Origin of the sequence: Pigmentiphaga litoralis, from assembly GCF_048632615.1 — a bacterium.
Classification (GTDB): domain Bacteria; phylum Pseudomonadota; class Gammaproteobacteria; order Burkholderiales; family Burkholderiaceae_B; genus Pigmentiphaga; species Pigmentiphaga litoralis_B.
Window position 1 is genome coordinate 5,198,967 of record NZ_CP184479.1, and the last position, 13,585, is coordinate 5,212,551.

General features: G+C 64.0%; 14 protein-coding genes, 1 tRNA gene and 1 pseudogene. 2 read left to right on the top strand and 14 right to left on the bottom strand.

All coding sequences use genetic code 11. From position 1 onward, the window contains the following. Positions 1-363 precede the first annotated feature (363 nt). Positions 364-439 (bottom strand) — tRNA-Asn (locus ACNANG_RS24010). Positions 440-510: 71 nt separating this feature from the next. On the opposite strand from ACNANG_RS24010, the gene ACNANG_RS24015 reads away from it, so the two are divergent. After that, positions 511-1,113, top strand: a complete 603-nt coding sequence (locus ACNANG_RS24015; protein ID WP_420225132.1) for an IMPACT family protein — start codon at positions 511-513, stop codon at positions 1,111-1,113. Between the two features lie 125 nt (positions 1,114-1,238). Here ACNANG_RS24015 and ACNANG_RS24020 read toward each other — a convergent pair whose 3' ends face one another. The 6 genes and pseudogenes from ACNANG_RS24020 to ACNANG_RS24045 form a co-directional block, all read right to left on the bottom strand. Further along, complete coding sequence (locus ACNANG_RS24020; protein ID WP_420225133.1) at positions 1,239-1,739, bottom strand: YgjP-like metallopeptidase domain-containing protein; 501 nt, start codon at positions 1,737-1,739, stop codon at positions 1,239-1,241. A 276-nt stretch (positions 1,740-2,015) separates the two neighbouring features. Then, positions 2,016-3,139 (bottom strand): annotated as a pseudogene (locus ACNANG_RS24025) (methyltransferase); the annotation flags it as partial. Between the two features lie 714 nt (positions 3,140-3,853). Beyond that, positions 3,854-4,675 carry an alpha/beta hydrolase gene (locus ACNANG_RS24030; protein WP_420225134.1) on the bottom strand — a complete coding sequence of 274 codons (822 nt, stop codon included), beginning with the start codon at positions 4,673-4,675 and terminating at the stop codon, positions 3,854-3,856. Then, a complete protein-coding gene (locus ACNANG_RS24035) occupies positions 4,672-5,511 on the bottom strand; it encodes an ABC transporter ATP-binding protein (RefSeq protein ID WP_420225135.1) in 840 nt (279 codons plus the stop codon). The genes ACNANG_RS24030 and ACNANG_RS24035 overlap by 4 nt, the downstream gene beginning before the upstream one ends. Continuing rightward, complete coding sequence (locus ACNANG_RS24040) at positions 5,504-6,373, bottom strand: ABC transporter permease (protein ID WP_420225136.1); 870 nt, start codon at positions 6,371-6,373, stop codon at positions 5,504-5,506. The genes ACNANG_RS24035 and ACNANG_RS24040 overlap by 8 nt, the downstream gene beginning before the upstream one ends. Then, positions 6,373-7,329 (bottom strand): ABC transporter substrate-binding protein, encoded by a 957-nt coding sequence (locus tag ACNANG_RS24045; protein WP_420225137.1) that lies wholly within the window; start codon positions 7,327-7,329, stop codon positions 6,373-6,375. Before ACNANG_RS24045 ends, ACNANG_RS24040 begins: the two co-directional genes overlap by 1 nt. 318 nt (positions 7,330-7,647) lie before the next feature. Here ACNANG_RS24045 and ACNANG_RS24050 point away from each other — a divergent pair, with 318 nt between their 5' ends. Beyond that, complete coding sequence (locus tag ACNANG_RS24050) at positions 7,648-8,340, top strand: SCO family protein (RefSeq protein WP_420225138.1); 693 nt, start codon at positions 7,648-7,650, stop codon at positions 8,338-8,340. On the opposite strand, the gene ACNANG_RS24055 is transcribed toward ACNANG_RS24050, so the two are convergent. From ACNANG_RS24055 to ACNANG_RS24085, 7 genes are all read right to left on the bottom strand, one after another. After that, on the bottom strand, positions 8,337-9,296 hold the full coding sequence (locus tag ACNANG_RS24055; protein ID WP_420225139.1) for a sterol desaturase family protein: 960 nt from the start codon (positions 9,294-9,296) through the stop codon (positions 8,337-8,339). The two genes, ACNANG_RS24050 and ACNANG_RS24055, sit on opposite strands and share 4 nt — an antisense overlap. 2 nt (positions 9,297-9,298) lie before the next feature. Beyond that, positions 9,299-10,108 carry a polysaccharide deacetylase family protein gene (locus ACNANG_RS24060; RefSeq protein ID WP_420225140.1) on the bottom strand — a complete coding sequence of 270 codons (810 nt, stop codon included), beginning with the start codon at positions 10,106-10,108 and terminating at the stop codon, positions 9,299-9,301. Further along, complete coding sequence (locus ACNANG_RS24065; RefSeq protein ID WP_420227646.1) at positions 10,071-11,123, bottom strand: YncE family protein; 1,053 nt, start codon at positions 11,121-11,123, stop codon at positions 10,071-10,073. The genes ACNANG_RS24060 and ACNANG_RS24065 overlap by 38 nt, the downstream gene beginning before the upstream one ends. 167 nt (positions 11,124-11,290) lie before the next feature. Next, on the bottom strand, positions 11,291-11,779 hold the full coding sequence (locus ACNANG_RS24070; RefSeq protein WP_420225141.1) for a copper chaperone PCu(A)C: 489 nt from the start codon (positions 11,777-11,779) through the stop codon (positions 11,291-11,293). 77 nt (positions 11,780-11,856) lie between these two features. Then, a complete protein-coding gene (locus ACNANG_RS24075; protein WP_420225142.1) occupies positions 11,857-12,270 on the bottom strand; it encodes a DUF2946 family protein in 414 nt (137 codons plus the stop codon). 41 nt (positions 12,271-12,311) lie between these two features. Further along, positions 12,312-12,833, bottom strand: a complete 522-nt coding sequence (fabA, locus tag ACNANG_RS24080; protein ID WP_420225143.1) for a 3-hydroxyacyl-[acyl-carrier-protein] dehydratase FabA — start codon at positions 12,831-12,833, stop codon at positions 12,312-12,314. 191 nt (positions 12,834-13,024) lie between these two features. Next, on the bottom strand, positions 13,025-13,441 hold the full coding sequence (locus tag ACNANG_RS24085) for a DUF3597 domain-containing protein (RefSeq protein WP_420225144.1): 417 nt from the start codon (positions 13,439-13,441) through the stop codon (positions 13,025-13,027). Between the last annotated feature and the right edge of the window lie 144 nt (positions 13,442-13,585).

The following is a 13,585-nucleotide window of genomic DNA, read 5'->3' on the forward strand; positions in this document are numbered from 1 at the left end:
CATCATTGAGAGTTGGCGGGTTCGGGGTCGGCAGGATTCAGGGGTCAAGCAGGATTCAAGGGCCAGCAGCTTAGGGTTCAGCAAGTTTCAGAGGTCAGCAAGTTTCAGAGGTCAGCAGGATGCGGTGTTGAGCAGGGTCCAGCAAAGTTTGGCGTTCAACACGATCCGGTGTCCGGCAGCATGGATCAATGAATGCAGTGTTCAGCGTCGTTTCGATCCAGGCAGCCTGCGACTCAGGCCCAACCCGCAGTGCCAATAAAAAAGCACCTGGCCCGCTAGGACACAAGTGCTTTTTTCATCGGCTGCAGCGATAGATCTTGGCAAAGTTTTTGCTGAACACCTACCGCCTGCTGCCTGTCATTCTGGCTCCCCGACCTGGACTCGAACCAGGGACCTGCGGATTAACAGTCCGTCGCTCTACCGACTGAGCTATCAGGGAATTGAGACCGCAACTATAGCAGAAATTTCGGCTGTGTCAAAATGACGGCATGCATTTTTAGCAGGCGCTGCATGCCCGTCTACACCCTGGCCGACATCGCCACCCATCGCGAAGAAATCCGCAAGAGCCGCTTCCTTGCCTTGGCCGCGCCGGTGACCACACCCGACGCCGCCATGGCCTTCATCGCCACGCACGCTGATGCCACGGCCAGCCACAACTGCTGGGCCTGGCGCATTGGATCGGTCTATCGGTTCCACGACGCTGGCGAGCCCGGTGGCACCGCAGGCCGGCCCATTCTGGCCGCCATTGACGGCCAGGAATGCGATCGCGTTGCCGTCGTCGTCACGCGCTGGTTCGGCGGCATCCTGCTCGGCGCAGGCGGGCTGATGCGGGCGTATGGCGGCTGCGCGGCGACCTGCCTGCGCCTGGCTAACCGGGTGCCGATCGTTGAAGCAATCGTGGTGACGATGGCCTGCACCTTTGCCGAGATGCCCGTGCTGCGCGCGCGGCTGCGCGATCATGCGGCCAACCTCGAGTCGGAAGACTTTACCGGCGACGGCGCCGTGTGGCGGGTACGCCTGCCGCGCGAACGCGCATTGGCCTGGGCGGCGATGGTGAGTGATGTGACGCGAGGTCGGGTGCAGCTGGCGGAGCAAATCAAGCGCGTGGACTAAACGGAGCGGATCAGGCGGACGCACGTGGTGGACCCGATCAAGACCCTGCATTGGCATGCGCATCCCCACTCGCATGTCCATCGCCTTGCCATTCGCCCCGGTCGTTCCGCGGCCAACTCGGCGCCTCATTCCGCGCGCGTTTTCCCCACCAGATCGCGATGCGTCAGATACAGCCGCAGGTCGAACTCCAGCTGCGCGTAGCCTGGCTGCATGCTGTCGCACAGCCGATAGAAGGCCTTGTTGTGATCGTGTTCTTTCAGATGCGCCAGTTCGTGCACGGCGATCATCCGCAGGAATTCGGGCGGCCCTTCCTTGAACACGGACGCCACCCGGATTTCCTTCTTGGCCTTGAGCTTGCCGCCCTGCACACGCGAGATCGCGGTGTGCAATCCCAGCGCGCGGTGGACGACATCCAGCTTGCTGTCATAAGCCACCTTGTGGACCGGCGGCGCACTGCGCAGGTAGGTCTGCTTCAGGTCCAGCACGTATTCATACAGCGCCTTGTCGGTCTGAATGGCGTGCCGTTCCGGATACTTTTTCTGCAGGTAATCGCCCAGCCGATTCTGCTCGATCAGCTGACGCACCTGGTCCAGCAATTGGGGCGAATACGAGGCGAGATATTTCATGGGCAGACCCGGCAACGGGCTCGCAGGCAAAGGTTCAGGCGTGACGCGTCACGGTTCAGGCTTGGCGCGTCACGGTTCAGGCACGGCGTCACGGTTCAAGCATGACACGTCACGCCGCAGGGCGCAGAACATGCGATTCGAGACGCACGGCGCATGCAGCAGGCCTCAACCGGTCAACCGTGCCGCGTCTGCCGTAGCACCGAGCCGCGCGGCGTCTCCCGTGCAACCCACCCGCGCGGCGTTTGCCGCGGCGCCGAGCCGCGTGGCATCTCCCGCCACACCCAGCCGCCATAAGGACGTGACTTCCACCGATCGCGCGGCATGCAGCGGATCATCCGGATCGCTTGCCTTGCCATGCTGCGGCCGGGTATCGATGCGACCCAGCACCGCCAAGCCGGCATCGGCAATCCACCCGTCCAGTTCCACCCGCGACCGAAGGCCAAGATGTTCTGCCAGGTCGGACAGGATCAGCCAGCCTTCCCCGTTATCCGTCAGATGCGCCGCGAGTCCGGCCAGAAAGCCGCGCAACATCCGGCTCTCGGGGTCGTACACGGCATATTCGATCGGCGAACTGGGCCGCGCGGGCACCCATGGCGGGTTGCAGACAATCAAGGGCGCGCGCCCGGCCGGAAACAAGTCCGCCTCCACCACCTCCACCCGCGCCGCCAGCCCCAGCCGCGTCAGGTTATCGGTTGCGCACGCCAGCGCCCGCGCATCCTGGTCGGTGGCCACCACTCGTTCGACGCCGCGCCGCGCCAACACCGCCGCCAGCACGCCCGTGCCGGTGCCGATATCGAAGGCAAGGGTTGTGGACGGCAGCGGAGCCCGATCGACCAACTGGATGTATTCCCCCGCACGGGCGCAAACACGCCGTACCAGGGATGGATCCGATCGCCCAGCGCCGCAATCGGCACCCCTTTCTTGCGCCACTCGTGCGCCCCCACCAGGCCCAGCACTTCGCGCATCGACACCACGGACGGCTGACCGTCCGGCTCGCCATACGCCTCGGTGCATGCCAGCCGCACGTCCGGCGCGCGCCGCAACGGAATGCCGTAATCGCCATCCATGGGCAACAGCAGCATGCCCAAGGTACGCGCCCGCTGCCCCTGTGCCTGACGATGCGCATGGAACGCGTCCGCGGGCGACCCCGCGACCTTCTTGCGCGGCTTGCGATCGATCCGCCGGCCCATCGCCTGTAGCAACTGCCGCGCGTTCTGGAAGTCGCCACGCCACAATAACGCCGTACCCTCGCACGCCAACCGATACGCCGTATCCGCCGGCGTCGTGTCGTCCGCAATCACGACCCGCCTGGGCGGCCCATTACCCGCCTCCGACCGCCACCGCGCCGTATGCGCTTGGTCGGATTCCTGCCAGGTGAGGGTGGGTGGGGCTGGGTGCATGGGGGAAAAGGGGGGAGGGTGACCTTGAGAAGGGGGATTTTACGGGATGATGGGGGACGTGCTGGAAGAGGGGGGAGTGGTGCGGAACGGGTACTGGGGCGGGCGGGAGATTTGCTAAGGCGGTGCGGAAGATTTGCTGGTTTGGAGCCCGGACGCCGCGGGGAGTCGCATTGCAAGGCCGAGCTCGCTGGGTCCCGGCCTACGCCGGGCCTGGGCTTAGCAAGGCCTTGCAATGCGACTCCCCGCACCGTCCCTGCGCGAGCCCTCTTTCGTGAAGGGCCAAAGCCGCACCCATAACAACAAGAACGCCCGCACCAAGACAACCCCCAACGCAACGAAACCACTCAACTCCAGGCCGGCGCGGGTAGCGGGGCCGGGGGAATTGCGCCAGCTCTGACCCCCGGCCCCGCTACCCGCGCCGGCCGCGCAAGAAATACTGCGCGTCACAACCGACCACCAGCAAGCCCCCGCAAGCCGCATCAACACCCAAGCAATGCAACAACCAAGAACGCCCGCACCAAGACAACCCCCAACGCAACGAAACCACTCAACTCCAGGCCGGCGTGGGTAGCGGGGCCGGGGGGAATTGCGCCAGCTCTGACCCCCGGCCCCGCTACCCACGACGGCCGCGCAAGAAAGAAATCAACGCCCCGCTACCGACACCAGCCACGCAAGAAAACCATAACGCCCCGCGCCCCCCAAATCACCCGAAACCTAAATCAACGCCGCCAACTTCCGAACCTTGCGCGTCAACGCCCCCGTAGGACTCACCAACTCATCAAGAATCGTAAAATGATTCAACCCCGGCAGACACGCAATATGCCCAGGCAAATGCGCCCGCGCCGCCTCGAACGCCTCCGACTGCCGCTGCAACTCCGGCAACTCCGCCCCCCCATACGCCAACACCAGCGGCTTCGCACTCAACGGCAAATGCAGCGGACTCAATGCCCGCTCATCCGCCGGCGTCAACCCCAACTTGTCATTCAGATAATTCAGCCGCACCGGCTCCAGGTCGTAAATGCCGCTGATCGCCAGTCCACTATGCACACCCGGCGAGTCCAGACACATCGCCGCCAGATGTCCCCCCGCCGACCATCCGGACACGATCATATGTTCCGCATCACCGCCAAACGTCGGTGCATGATCCCCAAGCCACGCCACCGCCTGCCGGCACTCATCGACGATCTGCGCGAGCGTTGCGTCCGGCGCCAGCGTATAGCCCACCATCGCCACATGCATGCCATGCGCCAGCGGCCCGGCCGCCAGGGCGCTGAAGGTATCCTTGTGCCGCATCTGCCAATAGCCGCCATGAATGAAAACCAGCAGCGGACCCGGCCGGCCCGATGCGAAATAATCAATCCGGTTGCGCGGCGCCGGGCCGTATGCCAGGTTCAGGTAATCCGGATACGCCGCCCGCAGCTCCGCACTGCGCCGGTCCAGGTCCGCCATCAGCACACTGCTGTTCGCCACGCCCTTGCTATTGTCATAAGCCGCGTCCAGTTCCGCCCGCGTCATCCCGCGGTAGATCGCACTCATGGCGTCACCCCAGCTGGCCGAGCCACATTCGCTTCCGCCAAGACCGGCGCCTTCGACGCCACGTGGCTGCTCAGGCGCTGCGTAATATTTCGTCTGACCGTGTTGAAGCCCGGCTCGGACACCTCACGCGGGCGGGGCAGCAGCAACGGAATGTCTTCTTCGATGCGGCCCGGGCCCGCGGTCATCACCACCACCCGGTCCGACATCAGCACCGCTTCTTCCACCGCATGCGTCACGAACACGACGGTCACCTTCGTACGCGCCCAGATCTCCAGCAGGTCCTGCTGCAGCTTTTCGCGCGTCAGTGCATCCAATGCCCCGAACGGCTCGTCCATCAACAGCACTTCGCAATCATTGGCCAGCACCCGGGCGATCGCCACCCGCTGCTTCATCCCACCGGACAACTGGCCCGGGTAGTAGTCCGCAAAGGCCGACAGGCCCACCATGTCGACATAGTGGGCGGCGATCTCGTCCAGTTTGGCCTTGGGCAGATGCCGCTGCTTCGGGCCAAAGCCGATGTTCTCCTTGACCGTCAGCCACGGGAAAAGGCCATAGTCCTGGAAGACCATGCCCCGTTCCGGTCCGGGGCCGGTGATCGGCGCGCCATACATGCTGACCTTGCCCGACGACGCCGTCTCGAAGCCAGCCATGATGCGCAGCAGGGTGGACTTGCCGCAACCCGAGGCGCCGATCAGACACACGAATTCGCCCTTGTCGATGCGCAGATCCACCGAGGACAGGGCCTGCACGGTCTTGCCCCCCACCGAAAAGCGTTTGCTCACGCCTTCGATGGACAAAATGGGCAGGGGCTTTCTGCGGAGGTCGCTGTCAGACATGATGTTGCGGACTCCATTTGAGCAGGCGGTTGTTCACCATCACCAGCACGCGATCGGTCAGGAAGCCTGCCAGGCCGATCACGATCATGCCGGCAATCACCAGGTCGGTTCGCGACAGCATGCGGCCGTCCATGATCACCGCGCCCAGGCCTTCGGGCACACCAGTCATTTCACCGACCACGATCAGGATCCACGCAAAGCCATGACCCAGCCGCAGGCCGTTCAGAATTGCCGGGAGGGCCGCGGGCAGCACCACCTGGCGGAACATGGCCGGGCCACTGCAGCCCAGCATGGCCGACGCCTCGAACAGGCGGTGGTCCACGGCGCGTACCCCAAAGGTCGTGTTGAAGACGATCGGATAGAACGCGCCCAGGAACACCAGAAAGATCGCGGCATTCGGGCCAAGACCAAAGAAGATCATCGACAAGGGCAGCCAGGCCGTGACCGGCACCGGCCGCAGCAGCTGCAGGGTCGGGTCGACCACGTCCCGCACAAGCTTGATGCGGCCGATCAGCAGGCCGAGCGGAATGCCGACGATCGCCGCCGCAAAGAAGCCGCCATATACCCGCGTGACCGACTTCCACACATGCAGCGGCAAGGTTTCGCTGAACGCATCGTCGTAGACCCCGCCGACCGTGAAGTCCACCAGCATGCGCGCCACGTCATAGGGCAGGGGAATCAACTGTGTGCGCGTCAGACGGACTGCCAGATCCCAGGCAATCAGCAGGCCCAGCGGCAACAGCCACGGCGTCACGACGCGCCGCAGCGTGCCGGCCGCCGTGCGCTGTGCACCGGTCTCGGCGGCCTGGTTGCTGTCGGGCAGGGGCACGGCGCCGCTCGGCGGAGTCGGAAGGCTCGCCATTATTTCGCCGCCGCGACCTGCTGGATAAAGGTGGTATCGATGAACGTCGCGTAGTTCGGAAGCTGGCGAATCTGCTTTTTGTCGAGCATCTGGGCGCCGTAATACTTGGCGCGCGTCGTCCAGTCGTCGTCGATCTTCCAGGTCAGCTCCACGTTGGGCGCCGCCACTTCCACGACCTTGGCCGGGATGCCCAGCTTGGCAGACGACATCTCAATGAACGCAGCGCGATTGGACATCGCGTACTCGGTGGCCTTGCGGTGGATCTCCAGAAACACCTTGATCAGTTCCGGCTTGGCCTTGACGGTATCCGCATGCGTCGTCATGACCATGTTCACGGACCCGGTCGGTGTGTTGTACGGAAACTCGATGACCTTGCCGACGCCGCGGCCCACGCTGATCGAAGGACCGGGTTCGGCGCCCACGTACGCATCGATGTCGCCACGTTCCATGGCGGTCGGCATTTCGCTGAACGACAGGCGCACGGACTGCACGTCCTTGATCGTCATGCCCTCCTGCTTCAGCCGGTCCAGGAACACCACTTCCTGCGTCGAGCCCGGCAGTATGCCGATCTTCTTGCCCTTCAGCGTCTTGACCGAATTGGCGGGCGCGTCGGCCCGGCCGACGATCGCCATCCCGCGATTGCATTGGGCGCCAATGATCACCACGGGCTCGCCCGCCGCGCCACCCAGCGTGGCGGCAGCCAGGCCGAACGCACCGAAGTCCACCGATCGCGTCACCACGGCATTCTTGCCATCCGTGGGCGTCTCGAAAGGGACCACCTCGATCTTGTAGCCGGAAGGCGTGAACTTTTCGTAGAAATACGGGGTGATCGCGTGGATCAACTTGAGTGTGCCGACCCGGATGACCTGGTCGGCGGCGGCGGCGGGCGTGGCCCAGGCCACGGAAGCGCTCGCGGTGACTATGAGTGCGGCAATGAAGGTTCTGCGGTGGGGCACGGTGCATCCTCGGTCGGAACACGTCACGGCGACGTCCCCGTTTCTTGCAAACGGTGTGCCAGGCCTGCAGGACGGGTCGCGGGGCGATGGCTGGCGGGATACGGCGGCGGGGCGCACGGCAACGGTGCGCCGCCGGAAGGCACTGGGTCTGCCAAGAGGCGACGCGTTCCAAACCGGTGCGTGGTTCTGTCCAGCCTGGGGCGCGCAGGCGTTCTCGTCAAAAGGCGGCATGCACCCGGCTGCTACTATGACGCACTCCATTCGTCCCGCGCGCCCGCTCCATGTTCTGTGCGCGTACCTTATCGACATAGGAACGTCATGCCTTTCCCCGTCGTTCATGGGCCGGCCAGTATGCCGGTCTCGCCCCTTGCGCCTGCTTCGGAAGCTGGCGAAGTGTCCATCCACGACAAGCTGTCGACCCGCCGCCGTGTTCTGCGCACCGCCCTGGCCGCGACGCTGCTTCCCTCCCTGGCCGCTTTGGCTGCCTGCTCCAGGAAGGCCGAATACCACGGCATCGACCTGTCGCAGGCCACCTTCGCCACCGACTTCAAGTTGCAGGATCCCGCGGGCAAGGAACGGACGCTGGCCGACTTTCCCGGCAAAGCCGTCATGGTCTTTTTTGGCTTCACGCAGTGCCCGGATGTGTGTCCCACCGCACTGGCGCGGGCGGTCGAAATGCGCGGGATCATGGGCGCCGACGCCGACAAAGTGCAGGTGATCTTCATCACCATCGATCCCGAACGCGATACGCCGGAAGTACTGAAGGCCTACACCGAAGCCTTCGATCCGACTTTCGTGGGCCTGCGGGGCGACCTGACGGAAACCAAAGCCACGGCGGACGCGTTCAAGGTGTTTTACCAGAAGGTGCCCACGGGCACGTCTTACACCATGGACCACACGTCGTTGACTTACGTGTTCGATCAGAAAGGCAAGCTCCGCCTGGCGCTGCGCCATGACCAGAGTGCGCAGGAATGCGCATCGGATATCAAGACGCTGATGGCTACGGCCTAGCCCCTTCCCACCATGCGTTTCAGCCCCAACCACTGCTGGGCGAAGAAACCCTGGCCATAGTCTCGGCCGCCTTCTTCGGGCAGTTGGTCGCGAATGCCGGTGGCTTCGTACTTGCCGCCAAAGTGCGCCGTGCCAAACAGAATGTCCCAGATCGGGAACAGCACCGCGAAGTTATGGCCACCCAGGCGGCGGCCGCGCGATTCATGGCCCAACCCGATCGCGTGATGCAGGCGGTGAAAGCGCGGACCGACGATCAGCTTTTCACCGATCCGGCCAAAGCTGATGCGCACATTGGCATGCGAAAAACTTTCGATCAGGTTGCTGATCGCAACGATCGCGACGAACTGGCCAGGCGCCACGCCAATCAGCTGGGATGCGATCACCAGCATCGTGTCGTGCAGCAGGTCTTCCAGCAAATGGTTGCGGTCATCGCTCCACATGGTCATCTGGCGCTGGCTGTGGTGCACGGAATGCAGCGCCCACAGCCACCGGTAACTGTGCACCGCGCGGTGGAACAGGTAGCCCAGCAAGTCGAACAGCAACAGGTACAGCAGCAGGCTGGCAATCGGACCGTCAGTCACGCCAGGCCACAGCTGGTCCAGCTGGAAGGACGACAGCCCCATCACGTGCAGGCTGCCGAACATCGAATTCCATAGTGGGTCGATCGCAAAGAACAGGGCGACGCGGAAAATGCCCAGCCGATGAATCACCGTGTAGATCATGTCGAGGCGGATGCCGCGGTGGTCGGTCACCTGTTCCACGGGCTTCCAGCGCTGCATCGGCGCGATCACCGCGACCAGCACGACGATCTGGATCACGCCCACCAGCAGCCACATGGTGGCGTCAAAGGCGTCTTCGACAAGATTGCCCATGCCCATCGCAAACAACAGGGGCTGGATGGCCGCTTCGAACAGCCATTGCTGGGCGGCGGCAAAAAGGTCAGTGATCGTGTCCATCGTCAACCGTTTGTCTTGAGCCACTCCCGATAGGCCGGGTGCGTTTTCAGCGTGGCAAAACAGAAGCCCTTGTCCTTCAGACCGACGATCAGGGGCTCGAGCACCGCGGGCGCCCAAGGATCCTGACGCGACCAGATGCCAAGGTGCGCCAACAGGATATCGCCCGGCCGGATGCGCTGCAGCGCGCGATCCAGCAGGGCTTTGTTCGGATAGGCCTTGCTGGGCAGCTCGTCACCCAGAAAACCCGCCTCGGCCCAGCCGACGTGGCTGTAGCCGCAGCTTTTCGCCGCCGCCAGCAGGGCGGGCGACTGCTTGCCACCCGGCGCGCGGAACAGCGGACTGAGTGTCTGGCCGGTCATCGCCTTGAAACGCGTCGCCACCTTGTTCAGCTCGGCGCAATATTCCGCCGACGTCCATTGGCGGATCTGCCCGGCGTTGGGACCGGCGCTTGGTTTCATGCGAAACGTGCCGCCGGCCTGATCCGCCAGCCAGTACACATGGTCATACGTGTGCGAGCCGAACAGATGGCCTTCGGCCGCGCGCGCTTTCCACCAGGGCGCCCACTGGTCGTCCAGGCTTCCGCCTTCGGTCTGCGTCCGTTCGTTCGCCAGGAAGAAGGTCACCTTGACGTCATTGCGTTTGAGCACGTCGGCAATCAGCGGCGCGACGCCCATGTGCCCCGTGTCGAAGGTCAGGTAGACCGGCTTGCTGCAGTCGGCCGCGAATGCCGTGCTGGCAGCGAAGCCCGCCACGGCCAGCCCCAGGCTGACGCGTCTACCGTAGCGGAACATGATCCAGCGTCCAGACGCCATGCGGCGATCGGCCCACGTTGACCTGGCGCACCACTTTTTTGCTGTCCAGGTCGATCACGGTCAGTTTCTTGGCCCAGCGCGACGTCACCAGCAGCGTCTTGCCGCCGTCGATCACGTCCATGCAGTCCGGGCCGCCCGGGGCCGGGAAGGTGTCCACCACCGCCTGCGTCTGCATGTCGATGCGGCTGATGCTGTTGGCCACCCGGTTGCTGACGAACACGTGGCGTTTGTCGCCCTGCGCCCGGAACGCATGCGCGCCGGCGGCCGTCTTGATCTTCTTGACGAGTTTGGCCGGCGACACGGTCAGGTCGTAGACCTCGACAAAGCTGTCGCCGGTCAGTGCCAGGAACAGGAACTTGTCATCCGGCGACACGAACAGGTCGGCCGGCATCTTGCCAACCGGAATCGTCCACTTGGGCGTCTGCGTGGCCAGGTCGATCGCGATCATCTGGTCGCTGTCCTGCAGCGACACGTATGCCGTCGTGCTCTTGCTATCGGTATTGATGTGGCTGGGCGTCTTGCCGGCCGGCACGCGCTTGGCCAGCTTCAGGTCGAAACCGCCCGCCGGCAGCGGCTGCCAGCGGTAGATGTCGATATGGTCCAGGCGGTTCGCGGCGGTAATGAACCACTTCATGTCCGGCGAAAAGCGCAGGTGATACGGATCGACGATGCCGGTGATGGTGCGTTGGAACTTGCCCGTGCGCGGGTCGACCAGCGTCAGCGAGTCGCTCGACGCATTGGCAACGATCACCGACTTCTCGTCGGGCGTCAGATACAGATGATGCGGCTCCTTGCCGGTCGGTATGCGGCCCGTTTCCTGGTAGGTGACCGGGTCGATCAGGCTCAGGTTCGCATCAAGCGAATTCAGGACGATGATGGGGGCGGTCGGCGCCGCCTTGGCCGCCGTGGTTGCGGCGGGAGCGGGGACGGGGGCAGGTGCGGCGGAGGGTGCGGCGGCAAACGCGTTCAGCGCGAAAGCGACACTGCCGAGCAGGGCAAAACGGGCAAGGTGCAGGCGTATCAACGTAACTCTCGAAGAACAGGGAATCTGACTGTCGCCGCGATTGTTGCACAGAGGACTGACGAAAACCTTGCACCTTTCCAACACTCGCGCGTAAAAACGGCGAAACCCGCATGGTTGCTGGGTTTCGCCGGGTTCGCGCGTTACAAAATACCTGCGGTTCAGTGGTGCTGATGACCCCCGGCGGCGGCTTTGCCCTGGGCCCCGAAGTTGATGGCTTCCACCTTGAAATCCACCTTTACTTCCCCCGCCTTTTCGAAGACCAGCGTAGCCGGAAAGGTGGTGCCTTGTTTCAGTGGGGCCTTCAATTGCATGAACATGATGTGATAGCCGCCCGGCGCGAATTCGACCGTCTTGCCGGCCGGCACCGCCACACCCTCGACCTGGCGCATGCGCATGATGTTGTCTTTCATTTCCATGGTGTGGATTTCGGCCGTTGCCGAGACGTCGGACCGCACGGCCAGCAGCCTGTCGTCCTTGCCATGGTTGTCCAGCTTGAGAAAGCCGCCGCCAGCCGGTTGGCCTGGCACGGTGGCGCGAGCCCACGGGTGGCCGATGTCGATCTCGCCAGCCTTGTAGCCGTGGGCGAAAGCCGAAGTGCTCAGGGCGCCCAGAAGCAGGGCGGTCAGGGTAAGGGTACGCAGCGTCATGATGATCCTGAATGTCGTAAGAGGGCCGGCGCCAGGGCCTGCCGGGCAGCACGAAAGGAAGGGACTCGGAAGAGTCGTCACCCTTGAGCGGGCGGGCCTCTGGACAGGAAGGACAGCAGGACGCCGCCGGGCGCTGGTACGTCCACAGCGCGTCGCGCAAGGACGTGGGAGAGGGTGCCCGACCATGCCGTCAGCTCAGGCGCCGCAGGCAATACGGCGGCCATGGCGCCGGCGATGCAGAGCGGACACAAGGCCGCAGTCATGTCATGCGATGGTGTGGGATTGCCGCCAGGCGCTGTCGCGGTCTGCAACAGGCTTTTCGAGGGCGATCGCGGCGACAGGCAGAACGCGGCAGGAAGGGTCGCCGCGCCCGCCAGAACGCCGCGCGCCACGCCGCCCGCCGCGATGGCATGCCCGGCAGGCAGCAGCAGGTGCATGACCGCGGCCAGCAATGCCAGCCAGGCGACGCGGCGGACGGACGGGCGTGTCATGCGGCGGGAAACTCAGTCGGCTCTTGCGGACCGTTACGGTTCTAAAAGCTTTCGGTCGACGTGAACAGGCCGACGCGCAGGCCTTCGGCGGTATAGATTTCGCGGCCATCCACGCTCATGGAACCGTCCGCAATGCCCAAAACCAGCGACCGGTTGATCGTGCGCTTGATGTCGATGCGGTACGTGACCTTCTTGGCGGTCGGCAGCACCTGGCCCACGAACTTCACTTCGCCTGAACCCAGCGCGCGGCCGCGCCCGGGATTGCCCTGCCAGCCCAGGTAGAAGCCCAGCAGTTGCCACATCGCATCCAGACCCAGGCAGCCCGGCATGACGGGGTCGCCTTCGAAGTGGCAGGCAAAGAACCAAAGGTCCGGCGTGATATCGAGTTCGGCGATGATCTCGCCCTTGCCATGCTTGCCGCCCTGGTCCGAGATATGGACGATACGGTCGATCATCAGCATGTTGCCGGCGGGCAGTTGCGCATTGCCTGGTCCGAACAATTCGCCGCGGCTGCAGCTCAACAGTTCTTCGGTGGAGTAGGCGCTTTGTTTGAGATGGGGCATGAAAAAGTCTGGTAGTGGAAAAGTGCCGCCTGGGCGGTCGCAGGCAAGGATGATAACCGGAGTGGCCGGGCGCCTGCCTTGGGGCTGACCCGCGGACCCGCATGGCTCAAGGCGAATCGGGCCGCCACGAATGAAAACAGGAGCTCGATGGAGCTCCTGTTTCGTGTACTGCCTGCAGTGTATCCCGGGGTTTAGTCCTTCAGGTCCGCAGGCACTTTGCCGCCGTTGGCGGCCAGCTTGTTCATCACTTGTTTGTGCAGCCAGATATTCATGGCTGCGGAGTCCGAGGTGTCGCCAGAATAATTCAGTTCCTGCGCCAATTCCTTGCGCGACTGCAGGCTGCTGTCCAGCTGCAGCAACTTCAGCAGGTCGACGATCGACGTGCGCCAGTTCAGCTTTTCACCTGCTTGTTGTGCCTTGCCATCCAGAATGGCTTCCACATCCACTTGCGACATGGCGGCCGGGGCTGCGGCCGTGCCCGGTGCGGGCGAGCCAACCGGTGCCGACCCTACTGGCGGCGCGCCAGCAGGCGCGGCGCCTTCGGCTGGCTTGTCGGCCGCATGTGACGACGGAAAAATCTTGCTGAAGATGTTGCTCAGAATACCCATGGCTTGCCTCTGCGTTTTAGGTGGAATGTTCGGGAAAGGTCGGGCGTCACGATGACGGCGTCGATCGACCCGCGCTTCAGCCAAACAGTAGGGCAAGCGGTCGGCCATGGGTGTGTGGATGTATTACCGATGGAAAGCCTAAGG